Source organism: Streptomyces sp. NPDC020747 (genome assembly GCF_044334695.1).
GTDB lineage: Bacteria > Actinomycetota > Actinomycetes > Streptomycetales > Streptomycetaceae > Streptomyces.
The window spans coordinates 430826-450513 of sequence record NZ_JBIRTJ010000007.1; the positions used below are offsets into that span (position 1 = coordinate 430826).

Genomic DNA, 19688 nt, shown 5'->3' on the forward strand with positions numbered 1-19688 from the left:
GGTTCACGAATCCATTCGCCTGGGATTCACTGGACCGGCTTGTGTACCTCGTGTACCTCGTGTGCATCGCCCGTACACCGCTCGTACGGACTCCCCGTAGGAAACCGCGGTATCCGCAGCATCCGCGGTGGCTCGCAGTCCCCCACTCAAGTCCCCTCCCCCCACAGTCCCCGGCGCAAAGGAACACCGTCCTATGACCTCGCAGCCGACTATGACGAAGGCCGGAAACGGCCCCGACGGGCCCGGAGAACCCGGAGGACCCGACGCCGGCCTCCAGGCCGGGCTCAAGAACCGTCACCTCTCGATGATCGCCATCGGCGGAGTCATCGGCGCCGGCCTGTTCGTCAGCTCCAGCTCCGGTATCGCCACCGCGGGCCCCGGCATCCTCCTGTCGTACGCCCTCGTCGGCACGATGGTCGTCCTCGTGATGCGGATGCTCGGCGAGATGTCCGTCGCGAACCCGACCTCGGGTTCGTTCTCCGCACACGCGGACCGGGCGCTCGGCCGGTGGGCCGGCTTCTCGATCGGCTGGCTGTACTGGTTCTTCTGGGTCGTCGTGCTCGCCATCGAGGCGACCGCCGGTGCTGTGATCCTGGAGAGCTGGATCCCCTCCGTACCGCAGTGGGGCTGGGCGCTCATCGTCATGGTCGTGCTGACCGCGACGAACCTGGTCTCCGTCGGCTCGTACGGCGAGTTCGAGTTCTGGTTCGCCGGGATCAAGGTCGTCGCGATCGGCGCGTTCATCGTCATCGGCGGGCTCGCGGTCTTCGGCGTACTGCCGGGTGTCGACAGCGACACGGCCGGGCTCGGGAACCTCACCGACCACGGCGGGTTCCTGCCGAACGGGCCGGGCGCGATCCTCACCGGCATCCTGCTCGTCGTCTTCTCCTTCATGGGCAGCGAGATCGCCACCCTCGCGGCGGGCGAGTCGGAGAACCCGCAGCGCGCGGTGACCAAGTCCACCAACAGCATCATCTGGCGGATCGGCGTCTTCTACCTCGGCTCGATCTTCGTCGTGGTCACGCTGGTGCCCTGGGACTCGGACGCCATCCAGAAGGACGGCTCGTACGTCGCCGCCCTGAACTCGCTCGGCATCCCGCACGCCGGCGAGATCATGAAGTTCATCGTGCTGACGTCCGTACTGTCCTGTCTCAACTCCGGCCTCTACACCGCCTCCCGCATGGCCTTCTCGCTGGGTCAGCGCGGTGACGCGCCGAAGTCCTTCGCCCGTACCACCAGCCGTGGTGTGCCGATGACCGCGATCATCGCCTCGGTCGTCTTCGGCTTCGTCGCGGTGTTCTTCAACTACGAGTTCCCCGACTCGGTCTTCCTCTTCCTGGTCAACTCCTCCGGCGCGGTCGCCCTGTTCGTCTGGCTCGTCATCTGCCTCTCCCAGCTGCGGATGCGGAAGATCATCGAGCGCGAGACGCCGGAGAAGCTGGTCGTGCGGATGTGGCTGTACCCGTATCTGACGTACGCGACGATCGCGCTGATCGTCTTCATCCTCGGCTACATGCTCACCGACACCGAGCACGACGGCCGCGAGACGATGCTGCTGTCGCTTCTCGTCGCGGCCGTCGTCGTCGGCATCGCGCTGGTACTGGAGAAGGTGCGGCGCGGGAAGGCCCGGGCCGAGCTCCAGAAGGAGCAGGACTCCACGGCGGTCTGACGCCGACCCGGTTCGCTCGACCGGCCCGTCTGATCTCGCCTGTTCTCATCTGATCTCGCTTGATATCGTCTGATCTCCGTACGATTGATCTCTGCACGACGCCTCCGTGGGACTCCCCCGGAGGCGTCGTCGTGTTTCCGGCTCGTGCGTCACAGGGGCGTGAAGCTGTCCTTGACCTCCTCGTAGACCGGGAGTGCGCGGTCCTCGATCTCCGGGCGGTACCAGGTGGTGATCTCGTAGTACTTGCCGTCCGCGTTGAAGCCGAGCAGCCGGGCGTGCCAGGGCCGTCCCTTGGCCGTGACCGTGTACTCCCAGACGACGGCGGGCGCGTCGCGGAACGTGGTCTCCTCCAGCCGGATCCGCTGGTAGTCGAGTCCCTTGCTGGTGTCCTTCTCCGTGTTCGTCCACTGCTCCATCAGGTCGCCCCTGGCCGGGGCCGCGTTGGCGAGGATCTCCTGTTCGCGGTCCGGGGAGCTGTAGTGGACCTCGGCGCCGCTCTGCACCACCCGTTCCCAGCCCTCGGGCGGGACCCACGCGTACATACCGGCCTCCGTACGGGAGCCCTCCGGGAGGGTGGGCGGCCGTGCGGTGCCCGCGACCGTGGGGGGCGGAGTGGACGGAGTGCCTCCGGTGGTGGCGGAGGCGGACGCGGAAGAAGAGGGGAGAGAGGAGGGAGAGGCCTTGTCCTTGTCGCCGGGGGATCCGCCGAGCGCCGGGATCACCAGGGCGGCGACCACACCGGCGACGACCACACCCGCGGCGGCCACGGCTCCCTTACGGTTCCGGCTCCAGGTCCGGCTCCGGCGCGGGTCGGCCGGCACGGCGGGGCCGAGCGGTTCGCCCGGCGGCATCGGGGCCGACCGGGGCCTTGTGGGCAGCGAGTTGTTCCCGTTGGCAGCCGGTTGCGGCACCTCTGTCCGCTCCGGCCGGATGCCGGACGCGTGGAAGGCGTACCCGGATCCGGGAGCCGCTCCCGCGGAGGAGATCTCGGGAGTTCCCTCGGGCGGGGCCTCGGAGGACGCGTTCTCGGGGTCGGGGGCAGGTTCGTCCGGAGCGGAGGTTGAGGGCGGGCCCTCGCTTGAGATCGGGGTCGGGCTCTCCGTCGAGACTGGAGTCGGGCTCTCCGTCGCGGTTGGGGTTGGGGCGGCGGCAGAGGCGGGACCGGCCGCCTCCTCGGATTCGGTTGCGCTCCTGATCGTCGGTGTACGCCGTACCGGTACCGCGTCCTCCACCGGCTCCGTCAGCCTCGGATCACCCTTCCCTGTCGTCGGCGGGGTGAAGGCCGGCGGCTCCAGGACAGGAATCCGCAGGAACGGAGACGTCGGGTGCTCGGTCGACGGCGGAGGTTCGGCCGGTGGTGCCGGGGCCGCCGCGTGGAGCTCCGGTGATGCCGTACCGGCGGCCCCGGGTGAGGACTCGGCCGCATGGGAGGCCGCCGGTACGGCACCCGGAGCCGGTGCGGCTCCCGGCCGCGCCGCGGGTCCGGTTCCGGCCCTGACCCAGGACTCGGGACCAGACCCGGACCCACCCCCGGACGAGGACTCGGGCCCAGACCCGGACTCGGGCTCAATCCCGGCCCCGGACCCAGACCCGGCCCAGGACCCGGGCCAGGACTCGGACTCGGGCCCAATCCCGGCCCCGGCTGCAGCTGCGGACTCGGGTCCTGGAGCAGGCCCCGACGCCGTACCGGATTCAGAACCTCCCGTTCCCGCTCCCGCTCCCGCTGCCGCTGCCGATCCCGGTTCCGCCACCACTCCTGGAGCGGTCCTCTCCCCCTCCCCCAGGCCAACCAGCCGAGCCGGCTCAGGTTGCCCGGGCTGGCCGGGCTGGCCGGGATGACCGGGCTGCAGAGTCGGCTCGGGGCCAACCGCCGTGCCCAGACCGGCCGTTGCGCCGGGCGGCGCCGACGCCCCCGTGCTCCCGTCCGCCACCGGGCCGAGGATCGTCGCCAGTTCCTCCAGGCCCGGCCGTACCGACGGGTCCTTGAGCAGCAGGGCCGACAGCACCTCCCTCAACTCCCCCGCCGCGGACGGGATCTCCGGCTCCTCGTACAGCACGGCGTGCAGGGTGGCGAGGGTCGTCGCGCGGGAGAAAGGGGAGCGGCCGCCGAGGGCCGCGCAGAGGGTGGCGCCGAGGGACCAGAGGTCGGACGGCGGGCCCTGGGGGCGGCCGGAGACCCGCTCGGGTGCCATGTAGTCGGGGGAGCCGACCAGCATCCCCGCCATCGTCAGCGCCTCGGCGTCCTGGATCGCGGCGATGCCGAAGTCGGTGAGGACGACCCGGCCCGCCCGCCGCTCGACCAGGACGTTGGCCGGCTTGATGTCCCGGTGCAGCACGCCCCCCGCGTGCACCTGGCCGAGCGCGGCGACCAGTCCGAGCCCGACCCGTGCCGTGCCGCGCGGGCTCAGCGGCCCGTCCTCCGCCAGGACCTTGTCCAGGGAGCGGCCGTCGACCAGTTCCATCACGATCCACAGCCGTTCGCCCTGGTCCACCACGTCGTACACGCGCACGACGTTGGGGTGGTCGATCCGGGCCGTGGCCCTGGCCTCGCGCAGGGTTCGTTCGCGACGGGTCCGGGCGTCCTCCTGGTCCATGCCGTCTATGCGCATTTCCTTGACGGCGACCTGTCGGTCGAGGATTTCGTCGACGGCCCGCCACACCCGCCCCATTCCCCCCTGACCAATGCTCTCGGTCAGCCGGTAACGACCCGTCACCAGCAATCCCGGAATACCGCCCCTCGTTATTTCCGGCACCCCCATGCCCCCCTTCAACACCCGCCACAGAAGAACCGCAAAGAAGCACAATGGCCACAACTTCGTGCCACACCAGCATAGTGGGGAGAAATCTTGTGGTACCACTTCAAAGACTGCGAATTCAGGCGCAGTCAGGGGGATACAAGGGGGACGAACATGAGTTCTCGTCGCATGACGATCACCACTGGATCGCTGCTCACTGCATCTTTCTCGGCAGTGATGATCTTTTCCTTCTCCGCCGGTGCGGACGACGAAGGGCCGATGAGTGGCAAGGGGGGAAAGGTCGTCGACAAGGCACCCGCGGGTGTCGAGCTGACGACTCTGCTGCCCGAGAAGATCAAGGTCGACAACAGCTCACAGGAAACGGCAATTACCGCCACGGTAAAGAACGGGGGGACGAAGGACAGCGGCGCAATCCGACTGCTTGTGGTCGGTTTTGATGGCCTCTCGGTCAAGGGCGTGGAGGGCTGTGCGGAAATCGCCGAGAAAGACCTGCCCGAAGGTTCGAACAGTGGTTTCGCATGTGCCATCGACAATCTCGCGGCCGGCAAGTCGAAGTCGTACGCCGTGGACGCGACCTTCGATCTGAAGAAGGAGGGCAAGATCTGCCTGCCCGTCCAGGACGCCGACGGCAAGAAGACGTTCTGGCAGCAGGGCCCGGTCCCCTTCGGCGCGAACGACCCGTCGCCGAACGCACCGGCCACACCGCTCCTGCTCGGCACCGACAACAGCCCGGTCACCCCGGGCAGCGACAAGGCCGGCGGGGACAAGACGGGTGGTGACAAGTCGGGCGGTGACAAGTCGGGCGGCAAGGAACTGCCCAAGACCGGTCCGGCCGACCGGATCCTGCCGCTCGGCGCGGTCGGCGCGGCGCTGATCTCCGCGGGCGCGGCGGGCCTGTGGTGGACACAGCGGCGGCCTCAGCGGAGTGCGTCGTAGGCCCCCACACCCCACGGCACGACAGGTACGCGTACGGCGCCTTCGCGGTCTCACCGCGGAGGCGTCGTCGTGCCCGGGGCGGAAGGACGTGGGGAAAAGCTGACGGTAGATGTCAGGTAATCCGGCCAGTATGGCGCCGTACAGCCACACAGCCGTAGCGCCGCGAAGGACACCCCGTGACCGTGAGCCTGCAAGACTTCATCACCCCCGACCGTCTTGTCCTCCTGCCCGGTGATCCCGGGTTCGAGGACGAACTCGCCGGTTTCCAGACGGGGTTCGCGCAGCGACCCGATGTCGTGTTCGCCGCGCGCTCCGCCGACGACGTGGCCGCCGCGGTCGCGTACGCCGCCGCCGAGGGACTGCCGGTCGGCGTGCAGGCCACCGGACACGGCCTGCCGGACGCGTCCGAAGGCGGTGTGCTGATCACGACGAAGCGCATGGACCGGGTGGCGGTCGACGCGGAGGCACGCACGGCTCGGGTGCAGGCGGGCGTCCGCTGGAGCCAGGTCGTCACGGCCGCCGAGCCGTACGGGCTCGCCCCGCTGAACGGTTCGGCGCCGGGCGTGGGAGCCGTCGCGTACACACTGGGTGGTGGACTCGGCATCCTGGCAAGGGAGTTCGGGTACACGGCCGACCACGTGCGCTCCCTGGACGTCGTGACGGCGGACGGCCGGCTCCGGCACGTGACCCCCGACTCCGATGACTCCGAGCTGTTCTGGGGGCTGCTCGGCGGCGGCGCGAACCTGGGTGTGGTGACCGAGCTGGAGATCGGACTCGTACCGGTGGCGCGGCTGTACGGCGGATCGCTCGCCTTCGACGGGCGCGTGGTGGATCCGGCGGCGGTGCTGCGCGCGTACGCACGCTGGACGGCGACCGTCCCGGACGGTCTGACGTCGTCGTTCGCGGCCGTGCCCTACCCGGACGTTCCGGCGCTGCCGCCGCAACTGCGCGGGCGGTACGTCGTGTCGGTGCGGGTCGCGTACACGGGCGCCGACGGTGAGCGGCTCGTCGCGCCGCTGCGCGGGATCGGCCCGGTGCTCACGGACTCGCTGCGCGAGATGCCGTACGCCGACAGCCACACCATCCACTCCGACCCGGACTTCCCGCACGCGTACTACGGGGACAGCGCGGTACTGAGCGGGCTGGGCGTCGAGGCGACGGCCGCGGTGGGCGAACTCCTCGCGCTGACCGGCCCGGACGCGCCCTCGATGTACGTCGTCCAGATCAACCATCTCGGTGGAGCGCTGGCCGAGCCGCGGCCGAACGCCGTGCCGCATCGCGAAGGGCGTTTCCTCGTACGGGTCGTCGTCGGCGGCGTCGACGATCCGGCGCGGCAGCGGGTGCACCGGGCGCTCGCCACGGTGGAGCCGTGGACGATCGGGCGGGCGTTGAACTTCGCGTACGGGGCGGGCGGGCGTACGGCGGAGGGGCTGTACGACTCCGCGACGCACAAGAGGCTCGCCGGGCTGAAGTCGGTGTACGACCCGGCGAACCTCTTCCGCAGGAACTACGACGTGTCCGTCAGCCCTCGCGCTTGACGAACTTCCAGGCGGTGGGCAGCACGCCCATCGCGAGGGCGGCCTTGAGCGCGTCGCCGAGGAGGAACGGGGTGAGGCCGGCCGCGATGGCCTGGGTCAGCGTCATGTCGGCGGCGAACGCCAGGTACGGGACGCCGATCACGTAGATGATCGCCTCGCCCAGGAGCATCGTGCCGGCCATCCGTACGACCGAGCGGTCGGCGCCGCGGCGGGCGAGGGCGCCCACGACGGTGGCCGCGAGCAGCATGCCGAGGATGTAGCCGAAGGACACGGTGACGCCGGAGCCGCCCTCGGCGAACCACGGGACGCCGGCCAGGCCCAGCAGCGCGTAGATCGCGAGGGAGGCCAGGCCTCGGCCGGTGCCGAGTGCGGTGCCGACCAGGAGGGCCGCGAAGGTCTGGCCGGTCACCGGGACCGGGGAGCCCGGGACCGGGACCGCTAGCTGGGCCGCGAGGCCCGTGAGCGCGGCGCCGCCTGCCACGAGTGCGGCGTCCCTTACGCGGGAGGCGGGGAGCAGGTCGGCGATTACCTGGCCCGGGCGGGTGGGGGCGACGGCGGTGGTCATGGGGGCTCCGGCGGGTGTGGGCAGTTCGGGACACGGTGACGCTATCCCAGGGGGTTGGGGGCGGCACCGTCAGTGGTCGACAAAGGGGGGATCCGGTGTGTGGTGGACCTCTGACAAAGAGTGTGGTGTACACCCGTGCGGGCGTGATGCTGGTCACTGAGGTGGGGTGGGGTTCCCTACGGAGTGGCGGCTGACGCCGTCTGTAGGGTCCCGCCAAAGGGGTCTCGCCCCCGCCGCCCCTACCTGTCCCGTCCCTGGGGGCTCCGCCCCCAGACCCCCGCTGTCGCGCTGACGCGCTCGTCCTCAAACGCCGGACAGGCTGAAGGTGTCGGCCCGGGCTGCGAAATCTTCAGCCCCTCCGGCGTTTGAGGAGCGGGGGTTCGGGGGCCGGCCCCCGAAAAGGGACGGAAATGGGTAGGGGCGGCGGGGGCGAAACAAAAGGCCCCTGGCCGGACAGGCCACCCACCGCCTACCCTTCACCCCATGGTCGCCCAAGCCAGGAACTTCGCGTCGCGTCGCTATGTCGACCTGCGACGCCAGGGCACGGCCACCTGTCGCCACCGCTGAGGCGGGCGCGGAGGGGATTCATCCGGCTCGCCGAGACGAGACAAGACAGCAGACGTCGGCGCAGTGTCGGACCCAGTTCCTGAGGAAGTCCTCCATGCCTCTCTCCTCCCTCGCACCCGCTCCCCTTCCCCTTCCCGTTCCCACCCACCGAGCCGTCGACAGCGACCGCCGCCGCACCAGCGCCAGCGCCATCCTGCGGTCGGTGCTGGCGCACGGCCCGGTCGCCCGCAGCACCGTCGCCCGGCTGACCGGCCTCTCCCCGGCATCGGTGACCGACCACTGCAACCGCCTCACCGCACTCGGCCTGATCCAGGAGGCCGCCACGCTCCGCCGGTCGAACGGAGTCGGCCGCCCGCACGTACCGGTCGACCTGGACGACTCCCGGTTCGTGGTCGGCGGCGTGCACGTGGCGGTGCCGTACACGACCGTCGCCCTCCTGGACCTGCGCGGCCGTGTCGTCGCCGAACGCCGGCTGGACCACGGGGAGGAGGGCGGGGACAGCGACCGTCAAGCCCCGCCCCCTGCCCCCGCCCGAGTACTGGCCGACGCCGCCGCCGGGCTCCGCGCCCTGCTCGCGGCCGACCCGGCCCGCGTCCCCCTCGGCGTCGGCGTGGCCACCGGCGGCTGGGTGGACCGGGACTCCGGGACCATCGTCGAACACCCGCTCCTCGGCTGGCGGGACGTCCGCGCGCGCGAGGTGATCCACGCGCACACCGGTCTGCCCGTGCACGTGGACGGGCACGCGCGAGCCCTGGTCAACGGGGAGCGGCTCTTCGGGCGGACCGCCGATACCGGCGGCGGACGCAGCCTGCTGCACCTCTTCGTCGGGAACGTCGTGGACGCCGCCTTCGCCACCCACGACGAGGTCCACCACGGGCCCCGCTCCCAGTCCGGCGCGATCGCCCACCTCCCGCTCGCGGGCGGCACGGAACGCTGCGACTGCGGCCGGACCGGCTGCCTCCAGGCCGAGTTGAGCGAGCGGACCCTGTGCAGGAGGGCGCGCGAGGCCGGGGTCGTCCGGACCTCCGACCCCATGCACGTCCTCGCCGCCGCGGCGGACGGCGATCCCGTCGCCGTACGCCTGCTGCTGCACCGCGCCCGGATGGTGGGCCGTGCGGCGGGGCTGCTGCTCGACGTGCTCAACCCGGACACGGTCGTCGTCACGGAGATGGGTGCCGTCCACCGGGCGGACTGCCTGGCCGCCCTGCGCGAGGAGGTCGGTCCGGACCGGGCGGCGGCCGTCGTGCCGACCAGTTTTCCGGACTCCGTGCTCGCCGTGGCCGGCGGTTCGGTGGCTCTGGACGTGCTCTACCGGGATCCGCTGAGCGTGCCTCCGAGCAGGTCCTCGGCCGTCTCACCGGGGCCGATTTAATTCAGAAAATCCGAATGTTGACAGGCCTCCACCAGGCCAGGAGCATCGTGTTCATGAGCTGTCGCACCTTCTGTTGCTGACGCGTCGACCTGTGCTGACGCGTTGACGCACTGACGACGATCCATCGGCGTTCCTCGCCGATCCGTCCGCGTTCCTCGCCGATCCGCCAGCGTCCTTTGCCACCACCGCCACGCCCTCCGCGTGTGCTTCCCCCTGCGCACCTTCCGCGTTCCCGGCTTCCGCCCTGCCTGGAACTGCCCGCAACTGCCCGGAAATACCCGGAACGCCGCGCATCTGCCTGCCCCAATGAATTCAGGGAGTCCTCCCATGCCACCTCCGTCCGCCTCCGGTGTCGACCGACGGCTCTTCCTCTCGTCCCTGCTCGGGGCCGCCGCCGCGGCCGGGCTCAGCGGCTGCGCGGGCAGCAGTGCCGCCGACACCGGGGTCAAGGGGTCCACGTCCGCCCCGCTGGCGGACAAGGTCCCGTCCGGTACGAGCCTGAAGATCGCCTCCTATCAGGGCGTCCAGCAGCTGCAGTTCAAGCTCGCGGGCCTGTCCGACCTGCCGTTCGAGGTGGCCGACTGGCCGAACCTCGGTGCCGGACCCGATGTCATCAACGCCTTCCGCGCCAAGTCCCTGGACATCGGCAACAACGCGGGCATCCCGCCCATCCAGGCCCACTACCAGGGCTTCGACGCGAAGATCGTCGCGATCAACGTCACCCGCAAGCCCAACTACCTCTTCGCCACCAAGCCCGGCAGCGACATCCAGGACGTCCAGGGCTTCAAGGGCAGGAAGCTCGCCTTCTCGCAGGGGCAGGCGCAAGGAGTCGTACTGCTGCGGGCGTTGAAGGAGGCCGGGCTGGCCTACGACGACGTCGATCTGGTGCCGCTGACCAGCAACCAGTTCCTCACCGCGCTCCAGGCGGGCCAGGTGGACATCGCCCCACTCGCCAACAGCCAGTCACCCGCGTACCTCAAGCAGTACGGGTCCAAGGGCGCCCATGTCATCACCACGGACGTCGTGGACCTGCTGAACCTGCTGTGGGCGCCCACCTCCGTGCTCGCCGACCCCGCGAAGGCCGCCGCCGTCGCCGCCTACATCCCGCGCTGGGCGAAGGGCGCGGTGTGGGCGTACGAGCATCCCGACGACTGGAACGAGGAGTTCTACGTGAAGACGCAGAACCTGACCCTCGCGCAGGCGCGGTCGATCACCGAGCTCGCCAACAAGCCGCTGTTCCCGCCGAGTTGGGACGAGGCGGTGAAGTGGGAGCAGGAGACCGCCGACCTGCTGGCCGAGGGCGGCTTCGTGAAGGGGTTCAAGGTCGACTCGCTCTTCGACCGGCGCTTCGAGGGCATCGCGGCGAAGTCCGCACCGACGGAGTACCGGAGGTGAGCGCCGTGACCACGACCACCAACACGACCGCGAACACAACTGCGAACACGACTGCGACCAGCAACACGGCTACGACTGCCAATACGGCTACGACCACAACCGCCGCCGCGCCCCTCGCGGCCACCGTGGAAAGTCCACAGGTCCGCAGGCGTCGCCGGCTCTCCCCCGGCAAGCGGCTGCCCGCCACCCGCTTCCTCGGGCCGGTCCTGCTGCTCGCCCTGTGGGCCGTGGCCTCCGCCGCCGGGCAGCTCGATCCGGGTGCGATCCCGGCGCCCTGGACGGTGCTGGAGACCGGCGTCCGCCTGTGGACCGACGGGACACTGCCCACCGACATCCTGACCTCGCTGCAACGCGCCGGCTCCGGTTTCGCGATCGGCCTGACCGCGGGCATCGCGCTCGCGCTGGCCTCCGGGCTCAGCCGGACCGGCGAGGCGCTGATCGACGGATCGGTGCAGCTCAACCGGGCGATCCCGACGCTCGGTCTGATTCCGCTGTTCATCCTCTGGCTGGGCATCGGAGAGACCTTCAAGGTCGCCATCATCGCGATCGTCGTCTACATCCCCATCTACCTGAACACACACGCCGCCCTGTCCGGCATCGACAGCCGTTTCGTCGAACTCGCCGAGATGCAGGGCCTGTCGAGGTACGCCTTCATCCGGCGGATCGTCATCCCGGGCGCGCTGCCCGGATTCTTCGTCGGGCTGCGGCTCGGGGTGACCGGCTCCTGGCTGGGCCTGGTCGTGCTGGAGCAGATCAACGCCACCAGCGGACTCGGCTACATGATGTTCCAGGCCCAGAACTACGGCCAGACGGACGTCATCCTGGTCGGCCTGGTCGTCTACGGCATCTTCGGCCTGATCTCCGACAGCGCGGTCCGTCTGATCGAACGGAGGGTGCTGTCATGGCGCCGCACGCTGAGCAGCTGACCCGTCCTGCCGTCCAACTCCGGGACCTGACAAGGTCGTTCGACGGACGTACGGTCCTCGACGGCATCGATCTCGACCTCCCCGCCGGACAGTTCACCGCACTGCTCGGGCACAGCGGCTCCGGCAAGAGCACGCTGCTGCGGGCGGTCGCCGGACTCGACCACGAGGTCGCCGGAAGCGGTCAACTCACCGCCCCGTCAAGGGTGTCCGTGGTCTTCCAGGACTCCCGGCTGCTGCCCTGGCAGCGCGTCCTCGACAACGTCCTGCTCGGTCTCGACGGCAGGGAGGCCGAGCAGAGGGGCCGTGCCGCCCTCGCCGAGGTGGGGCTCGCGGGCCGTGAACGGGCCTGGCCCAACGAGCTGTCCGGCGGTGAGGCCCAGCGTGCCGCACTGGCCCGCTCCCTCGTCCGCGAGCCCGAACTCCTGCTGGCCGACGAGCCGTTCGGCGCGCTGGACGCGCTCACCCGGATCCGTATGCACACCCTGCTGCGCGAACTGTGGGAGCGCCACCGGCCCTCCGTCCTGCTCGTCACCCACGACGTGGACGAGGCGATCGTGCTGGCCGACCGGGTGCTCGTGCTCGACGAGGGCCGCATCGGCCTCGACCTGACCATCGACCGCCCGCACCCCCGCTCGTACCGCGACCCGCTGCTCGGCGAGTACCGCGAGCGGCTCCTCACCGCCCTCGGCGTCACGGAGCACCACGACCACCACGGGACCGACAGGACCGACGGGACCGGCTCGAACGACGACCGCCAGAAGCGCCACGAGCACCACGAGCACGCGGAGGACCCCAAGTGACCGAGCGCAGACTGCACCTCAACGCCTTCCTCATGAACACCGGTCACCACGAGGCATCTTGGCGGCTCCCGGAAAGCGATCCGTACGCCCACGTGGAGCTCGGGCACTACGTCCACCTCGCCCGGATCGCCGAACGCGGGACCTTCGACTCGCTCTTCCTCGCCGACGGGCCGCAGTTGTGGGGCAACCTCGCCCAGCGGCCGGCCGGCGCCCTGGAGCCGCTCACCCTGCTCACCGCGCTGGCGACGGCCACCGAGCACATCGGTCTGATCGCCACCGCCTCCACGTCCTACAACTCGCCCTACAACCTGGCCCGCAAGTTCGCCTCGCTCGACATCATCAGCGGCGGCCGGGCGGGCTGGAACGTCGTCACCACGGCGGGCGCGGAGGCCGCCCGCAACTTCGGTCTCGACGCGGAGCCCGCGCACGCCGAGCGGTACGCCCGTGCCTCCGAGTTCCTCGACGTGGCCCTGAAGTTGTGGGACAGCTGGGAGGACGACGCGATCGTCGCCGACAAGGCGGCCGGTGTCTGGGGCGACGACACGAGAGTCCACCCCGCCCGGCACAAGGGCCGGTACTTCAGCGTCGAGGGCGCCCTCAACGTGCCGCGCTCCCCGCAGGGTTACCCGCTGCTGGTGCAGGCGGGCTCGTCCGAGGACGGCAAGGGGTTCGCGGCTCGGTACGCGGAGGCGGTGTTCACCGCCCAGCAGACCATCGAGGACGCGCAGGCCTTCTACGCCGACCTCAAGTCCCGTACGGCGGCGGCCGGTCGGGACCCCGACCACATCAAGGTGCTGCCCGGAATCGTCCCCGTCATCGGTTCCACGGAGGCCGAGGCACTGGCCGCGGAACAGGTCCTGGAGGACCACATCGTGTACGCGCACGGCGTGGCCCGCCTTGAAGCCCTGCTGCAACTGGAGCCGGGGACACTGGAGTTGGACGCCGAGCTCCCCTCCGATCTACCCCCGGAGAGCGTCATCGAGGGCGCCAAGAGCCGCTACACGCTCGTGGTGGAGCTGGCCCGGCGCGAACGCCTCACCGTGCGGCAGCTGATCGGCCGCCTCGGCGGCGGGCGCGGGCACCTCACCTTCGCCGGCACGCCCGAGCAGGTCGCCGACGCCATCGAGCAGTGGTTCACGCGGGGTGCCGCCGACGGCTTCAACATCATGCCCGCGGTCCTGCCGTCCGGCCTCGACTCCTTCGTCGACCACGTCGTCCCGCTCCTGCGCGCCCGCGGTCTGCTCCGCGAGGAGTACGGCCCCCGGCAGACCCTGCGCGAGAGATACGGACTCCCGCGCCCCGCCAACCAGTACGTCACCGCCCCAGCCCCCGCGCTCGCCCGAGTCTGAGCCCGAGCCCGACTCCGAGCCCGCTCCCGCGCTCCCGCTCCCGCTCCCGAAAGGAACCCCATGTCCGACATCGAGATCCGCAAGATCACCGCGAGGATCGGCGCCCGGATATCCGGCGTCGACATCTCGAAGCCGCTCGACCACGAGACCGTCACCGCGCTGCGCGACGCCCTCAACGTCCACAAGGCCCTGGTCTTCGACGACGTGAACCTCGACGACGAGGGCCAGCAGGCCTTCGCCCGCCACTTCGGCGACCTGACCACCGCCCACCCGACCGTGCCCGCCGTCGAGGGCGCCCCGAACGTGCTGCCCGTCGACAGCGAGCGCGGCCGTGCCGCCAACAACTGGCACACCGACGTCACGTTCGTCCTCAACCCGCCGCAGGCCAGCACCCTGCGCAGCATCACGATCCCGCCGTACGGGGGCGAGACGCTGATCGCCAGCTCGGCCGCCGCCTACCGCAACCTGCCCGAACCGCTGCGGCTGCTCGCCGACACCTTGTGGGCCGAGCACACCAACGACTACGACTACGCGGTGCCCGAGGAGGAGGTGGACGAGCAACAGGCCGCCCAGCGCGCCCGGTTCACGTCCATCAAGTACCGCACCGCCCACCCCGTCGTCCGCGTCCACCCGCTGACCGGTGAGCGCGGGCTGTTCATCGGCGGCTTCGCACAGCGGATCGTCGGCCTGTCGGTGAGCGAGTCCCGCAAGGTCCTCGACCTGCTCCAGGCCTACGTGACCCGGCCCGAGAACGTGCTGCACCACCGCTGGTCCCCGAACCAGCTCGTCCTGTTCGACAACCGCATCACCCAGCACTACGCCATCGACAACTACGACGGCCTGCCGCGCCGCCTGAACCGGGTGACGGTCGCCGGTGACGTACCGGTCGGCATCGAGGGCAAGGAGAGCTACTCGATCGCGGGGGACGCCTCGCACTACACGTCGGTCGCGACGTACCCGGTGGCCGCGTAATCGGAATCTCGCACTCCGTGTCGAGTGTGTCCACATGATGGGCGGCCTCTCCGTGCGGGCGGAGGGGCCGCCCAGACTGTGGGCGTTTTTGCCCTCGCACGTATTTGTCCTCGCACGTAAGGGACCACCCGCACTCATGTCCCGTACCACCCACGACCCCGCGCCCGGCGCCTCCGGCACTCCTGGCGCCTCCGGCACTCCCGACGCGGACGTCTCGCTCTCACACGGCCTCAAGCAGCGCCATCTGTCGATGATCGCCCTCGGCGGGGTGATCGGCGCGGGCCTGTTCGTCGGTTCCGGCGCCGGTATCGCGGCCGCCGGCCCGTCGATCGTCGTCGCGTACGCCGTCTCCGGTCTGCTCGTCATGCTGGTGATGCGGATGCTCGGCGAGATGTCGGCCGCGTATCCGTCGTCGGGTTCCTTCTCGGCGCACGCCGAGCGGGCGATCGGGCCGTGGGCGGGGTTCACCGCGGGCTGGTCGTTCTGGGTGCTGCTCTGCACGGCCGTCGGACTGGAGGGCATCGGCGCCGCGAAGATCGTGACGGGCTGGCTGCCGGGCACGCCGGAGTGGGCCTGGGTGGCCCTCTTCATGGTCGTCTTCTGCGCCGCGAACCTGGCCGCCGTGAAGAACTTCGGCGAGTTCGAGTTCTGGTTCGCCGCGCTGAAGGTGGGCGCGATCACGCTGTTCCTGGTGCTCGGCGTGCTGGCGATCGCCGGCGTCCTGCCCGGCACGGACTCCCCGGGCCTCACGAACCTCACCGGCGAGGGCGGCTTCCTGCCGAACGGCGGCGAGGGGCTCGTCATCGGCCTGCTCGCGTCCGTCTTCGCGTACGGCGGTCTGGAGACCGTCACCATCGCGGCGGCCGAGTCGCAGGACCCGGTCCGGGGCGTCGCGAGCGCCGTGCGCACCGCGATGTGGCGCATCGCGCTCTTCTACATCGGCTCGATGGCGGTCATCGTCACGCTCGTCCCATGGGACTCGAAGGCGGTCGTCGAGAAGGGCCCGTACGTCGCCGCCCTCGACCACCTGGGCATCCCGGGCGCGGGCCAGCTCATGAACGTGGTGGTGCTGGTCGCCCTGCTCTCGGCGATGAACGCCAACATCTACGGCTCCTCGCGCATCGCGTACTCGCTGGTGCGGCGGGGGCAGGGGCCGAAGGCCCTCGGCCGGGTGTCGGGAGGCGCGTCGGGAGGCGTTCCGCGGATCGCGGTCCTCGCCTCCTCCGTCTTCGGCTTCGTCTGCGTCCTGCTGAGCTACTGGCGCCCCGACGACGTCTTCCCCTGGCTGCTGAACATGATCGGCGCGGTGATCCTGGTCGTCTGGATCTTCATCGCGGTCTCCCAGCTCCGCCTGCGCCGCGGCCTGGAACGCGAGGCCCCGGAGAGGCTGGTCGTACGGATGTGGGCGTTCCCCGTGCTGACCTGGGTGGCCCTCGCGGGCATGCTGGCGATCTTCATCCTGATGGCCCGGGAACCGGACACCCGGGTCCAGCTGTACTCGACGGGCGCGATGACGCTGGCACTGGCGGCGGCGGGCTACGCCTGGCAACGAACGCGCACACGGGACTGAACGCACCGCGACCAGCCACAACGAACCCGCGCGCACTCCCGGAACAAGCACCAAGCGAAGCGCCCCCACACGCGGGGGCGCTTTTTGCATGCCCCCACGCACCCCTCCACCCTCTTGCTGCTAGCGTGCACTTGCAAGTAACTTGCAACAAGAGGTCGGAGAGGACCTGGCATGGCCGTCTACACACTTCCCGAGCTGCCGTACGACTACTCCGCGCTCGCACCCGTGATCAGCCCCGAGATCATCGAGCTGCACCATGACAAGCACCACGCGGCGTACGTGAAGGGGGCGAACGACACCCTGGACCAGCTCGCCGAGGCGCGGGACAAGGAGTCGTGGGGCTCGGTCAACGGGCTGGAGAAGAACCTCGCCTTCCACCTCTCCGGGCACATCCTGCACAGCATCTACTGGCACAACATGACGGGCGAGGGCGGCGGTGAGCCCCTCGCCTCGGACGGTGTGGGCGAGCTCGCCGACGCGATCACCGAGTCGTTCGGGTCCTTCGGCGCGTTCAAGACCCAGTTGGCCAAGGCCTCCGCGACGACTCAGGGCTCCGGCTGGGGCGTGCTCGCGTACGAGCCCCTCAGCGGCCGTCTGATCGTCGAGCAGATCTACGACCACCAGGGCAACGTCGGCCAAGGCTCGGTACCGATCCTCGTCTTCGACGCCTGGGAGCACGCCTTCTACCTCCAGTACCGGAACCAGAAGGTCGACTTCATCGACGCAATGTGGCAGGTCGTCAACTGGCAGGACGTGGCACGCCGTTACGAGGCAGCCCGGTCCCGCGCCGACGTGTTGCTGCTCGCCCCCTGAACCAGCCGTACCCGCCCCTTGAGGGCGGCCCGAAGCGCCCTGCCTCGTGATCGCCTTCTCAACCTTCTCGCGGGCAGGCGGATGGATGGAGAGCCCCCGCGAGGACGTGACTCGCGGGGGCTCTCCTCGTCCCCGGCGGGGGTTTTCCTCAGCACCGGGGTCCACCGATCGGTGGACGGCAAGTTCAACCGAGTACCTCTGCCGCCCAACTGCCCTGCTCAGCCACGCTTTTGGACATGAACTCACTCACTGTGCGTATGGCGCGTTGGAGCGCCCTGCACCCCTGGCGGGCCATCATCGGCTGGCTCGTGTTCGTCGTGCTCTGTCTGGGCATCGGCAGCGCCGTCGGCGTCAACAGCGCGAAGACCGCCGACTACCGGGTCGGCGAGGCCGGCCGAGCCGAAGCCATCGCCGCCGAGGGGCAGTTGGAGCGCAGGTCCACCGAACAGGTGCTGATCTCCGCCCGGCCGGGCGCCCTGGACGAGGCCGGCGCGAAGACCGCCGTCGAGGCTTCCGTCGAGGCCGCCGCGAAGGACCTCGCCGCCCGGTTCGAGCGGCTGCCCGAGGTGGAGAGCGTGGCCGAGCCGGTGCTGTCCGGGGACGGCGGGATCCTCCTGGTCGAGGCGGCCCTGAAGGGCGAGGAGCGCGACGCGAAGGACAAGGTCGACGCACTGGTCGCGCAGACCGACGCCGTGCAGAAGGCGAACCCCGGTCTGCTCCTGGAGGAGACCGGAAGTCCCTCCATCAGCAAGGGAGTCGACAAGCAGCGCGGCGAGGACCTGGCACTCTCCGAGGCGATCACCCTCCCCGTCACGCTGATCACCCTGCTGATCGTGTTCGGTTCGGTGACCATGGCCGGGGTGCCGCTGCTGCTCGCGCTGTCGTCGATCGCGGCGGCCGTCGGACTCTCGATGGTGGTCTCGCACATCTCCCCGGACACCGGCGTCGGCACCAACCTCATCCTGATGATCGGCCTCGCGGTCGGCGTCGACTACACACTCTTCTATCTCAAGCGCGAACGCGAGGAACGGGCCCGCAGCCAGGGGAAGTTGAGCTCCGAGGCGCTGGTTGAGCTGGCTGCGGCGACCTCGGGACGGGCGGTCGTGGTCTCCGGGTTCGCGGTCGTGGTCTCCACCGCGACGCTGTACCTGGCCTCCGACGTGATCTTCTCCTCGCTGGCCACCGGCACCATCGTGGTCGTGCTGGTGGCGGTGCTCAGCTCCCTGACCGTACTGCCCGCACTGCTGGTCAAGCTCGGCAAGCGGGCCGAGCGCAGGGAGCGGCGGCGCGCGGAGCGCGGGAAGCCCGTACGGAACCGGACGCGCGGCGAGAGCGGCGGGCGGGTGTGGGCCGCGCTGCTGCGGCCCGCGAACCGGCATCCGGTGGCCACCCTGTGCGTCTCCGTCCTCGCCCTGCTCGCGCTCGCCGCACCGCTGGCCGGACTGAAGATCACCGAGATGAGCCGGGACACCCACTCCCGCGAGATCCCCGCCATGCAGGTGTACGACCGGCTCAACGAGGCCTTCCCCGAGCGCCGGGTCACCCACGACATCGTCGTACGCGCCGACGCGGGCCGTTCCGCCGAGGTGACGGCCGCCCTGTCGAAGCTGGCCGAACTCGCCCACGCCGACCCGCTGTTCACCGACGCGGAGCGCATCCGCACCTCGGACGACCGCCGCGTCAGCGTCCTCGAACTGAAGGTGCCCCACCTCGGCAACTCCGACGAGGCCTACGACTCACTGGACCAGCTGCGGGACGAGTACGTGCCCGCCACCGTCGGCGGTATCGAGGGCGCCGAGTACGGCGTGAGCGGCGATGTCGCCCGCTACAGCGACTATCCGGCGCACCAGAACGGCAAACTGCCCCTGGTTCTCGGCGCGTTGCTCCTGGTGACCTTCGCGATGACCCTGTACGCGTTCCGCTCGGTGGTGCTGGCCCTGCTCGGTGTCGTACTGAACCTGCTCTCCGCGGCGGCGGCGCTGGGGCTGCTCGTCCTGGTCTTCCAGGGCAGTTGGGCCGAGGGTCCGCTCAACTTCGACTCCACCGGGTCGATCGGATCACGCGTGCCCCTGTTCCTGTTCGTGATCCTCTTCGGACTCTCGATGGACTACCAGGTGTTCGTGGTGAGCCGGATCAGGGAGGCCGTGCTGGGCGGCGTACCGACACGGCAGGCCGTGCTCGACGGGATCCGCAGCTCGGCGAGCGTGGTGACCAGCGCGGCGGCGGTGATGACGACCGTCTTCACGAGCTTCGTCTTCCTCCACATCATCGAGATGAAGCAGATCGGATTCGTGCTCGCGGCGGCCGTGCTGCTCGACGCCTTCGTCATCCGGGTGCTGATCCTGCCCGCGGCGATGCTGCTGCTCGGCGAGGCGAGCTGGTGGCCCTCGCGCGGGGTGCGACGGCCCGTACGGGAGAACCGGGAGGCCTCCGCGGTGGCGGCGGACGTACGTTGATCCG

14 protein-coding genes are annotated in these 19688 nt (G+C 70.3%); 12 read left to right on the forward strand and 2 right to left on the reverse strand.

Annotation, left to right across the window (positions count from 1 at the left end; genetic code table 11):
* Positions 1–193 precede the first annotated feature (193 nt).
* Positions 194–1669 carry an amino acid permease gene (locus ACH4YP_RS21360; RefSeq protein ID WP_361072483.1) on the forward strand — a complete coding sequence of 492 codons (1476 nt, stop codon included), beginning with the start codon at positions 194–196 and terminating at the stop codon, positions 1667–1669.
* A gap of 149 nt (positions 1670–1818) precedes the next feature.
* Here ACH4YP_RS21360 and ACH4YP_RS21365 read toward each other — a convergent pair whose 3' ends face one another.
* Positions 1819–4383 carry a protein kinase gene (locus ACH4YP_RS21365; protein ID WP_398491787.1) on the reverse strand — a complete coding sequence of 855 codons (2565 nt, stop codon included), beginning with the start codon at positions 4381–4383 and terminating at the stop codon, positions 1819–1821.
* Between the two features lie 195 nt (positions 4384–4578).
* Between ACH4YP_RS21365 and ACH4YP_RS21370 the strand changes: the two genes are divergently transcribed.
* Positions 4579–5361 (forward strand): hypothetical protein, encoded by a 783-nt coding sequence (locus ACH4YP_RS21370; protein WP_398491824.1) that lies wholly within the window; start codon positions 4579–4581, stop codon positions 5359–5361.
* A 188-nt stretch (positions 5362–5549) separates the two neighbouring features.
* The gene (locus ACH4YP_RS21375) at positions 5550–6899 is read left to right on the forward strand and encodes an FAD-binding oxidoreductase (protein ID WP_398491826.1); all 1350 of its coding nucleotides are present in this window, start codon (positions 5550–5552) and stop codon (positions 6897–6899) included.
* On the opposite strand, the gene ACH4YP_RS21380 is transcribed toward ACH4YP_RS21375, so the two are convergent.
* Complete coding sequence (locus ACH4YP_RS21380; protein WP_398491789.1) at positions 6883–7464, reverse strand: biotin transporter BioY; 582 nt, start codon at positions 7462–7464, stop codon at positions 6883–6885. The genes ACH4YP_RS21375 and ACH4YP_RS21380 overlap by 17 nt on opposite strands.
* Positions 7465–8125: 661 nt before the next feature.
* Here ACH4YP_RS21380 and ACH4YP_RS21385 point away from each other — a divergent pair.
* The 9 genes from ACH4YP_RS21385 (at position 8126) to ACH4YP_RS21425 (ending at position 19684) form a co-directional block, all read left to right on the forward strand.
* A complete protein-coding gene (locus ACH4YP_RS21385; protein ID WP_398491792.1) occupies positions 8126–9403 on the forward strand; it encodes an ROK family protein in 1278 nt (425 codons plus the stop codon).
* A gap of 327 nt (positions 9404–9730) precedes the next feature.
* Positions 9731–10798, forward strand: a complete 1068-nt coding sequence (locus ACH4YP_RS21390; protein WP_398491794.1) for an ABC transporter substrate-binding protein — start codon at positions 9731–9733, stop codon at positions 10796–10798.
* A 5-nt stretch (positions 10799–10803) separates the two neighbouring features.
* A complete protein-coding gene (locus ACH4YP_RS21395; protein ID WP_398491796.1) occupies positions 10804–11724 on the forward strand; it encodes an ABC transporter permease in 921 nt (306 codons plus the stop codon).
* Positions 11700–12524 carry an ABC transporter ATP-binding protein gene (locus ACH4YP_RS21400; RefSeq protein ID WP_398491798.1) on the forward strand — a complete coding sequence of 275 codons (825 nt, stop codon included), beginning with the start codon at positions 11700–11702 and terminating at the stop codon, positions 12522–12524. Before ACH4YP_RS21395 ends, ACH4YP_RS21400 begins: the two co-directional genes overlap by 25 nt.
* Positions 12521–13873 carry an LLM class flavin-dependent oxidoreductase gene (locus ACH4YP_RS21405; RefSeq protein ID WP_398491800.1) on the forward strand — a complete coding sequence of 451 codons (1353 nt, stop codon included), beginning with the start codon at positions 12521–12523 and terminating at the stop codon, positions 13871–13873. The genes ACH4YP_RS21400 and ACH4YP_RS21405 overlap by 4 nt, the downstream gene beginning before the upstream one ends.
* Before the next feature lie 60 nt (positions 13874–13933).
* Entirely contained in the window at positions 13934–14845 is a 912-nt protein-coding gene (locus ACH4YP_RS21410; protein ID WP_398491802.1) for a TauD/TfdA dioxygenase family protein, read from the forward strand.
* A 136-nt stretch (positions 14846–14981) separates the two neighbouring features.
* The gene (locus ACH4YP_RS21415; RefSeq protein ID WP_361064208.1) at positions 14982–16415 is read left to right on the forward strand and encodes an amino acid permease; all 1434 of its coding nucleotides are present in this window, start codon (positions 14982–14984) and stop codon (positions 16413–16415) included.
* 171 nt (positions 16416–16586) lie between these two features.
* Positions 16587–17228 carry a superoxide dismutase gene (locus ACH4YP_RS21420; RefSeq protein ID WP_398491804.1) on the forward strand — a complete coding sequence of 214 codons (642 nt, stop codon included), beginning with the start codon at positions 16587–16589 and terminating at the stop codon, positions 17226–17228.
* A 236-nt stretch (positions 17229–17464) separates the two neighbouring features.
* Entirely contained in the window at positions 17465–19684 is a 2220-nt protein-coding gene (locus tag ACH4YP_RS21425; RefSeq protein WP_361064202.1) for an MMPL family transporter, read from the forward strand.
* Positions 19685–19688 lie beyond the last annotated feature (4 nt).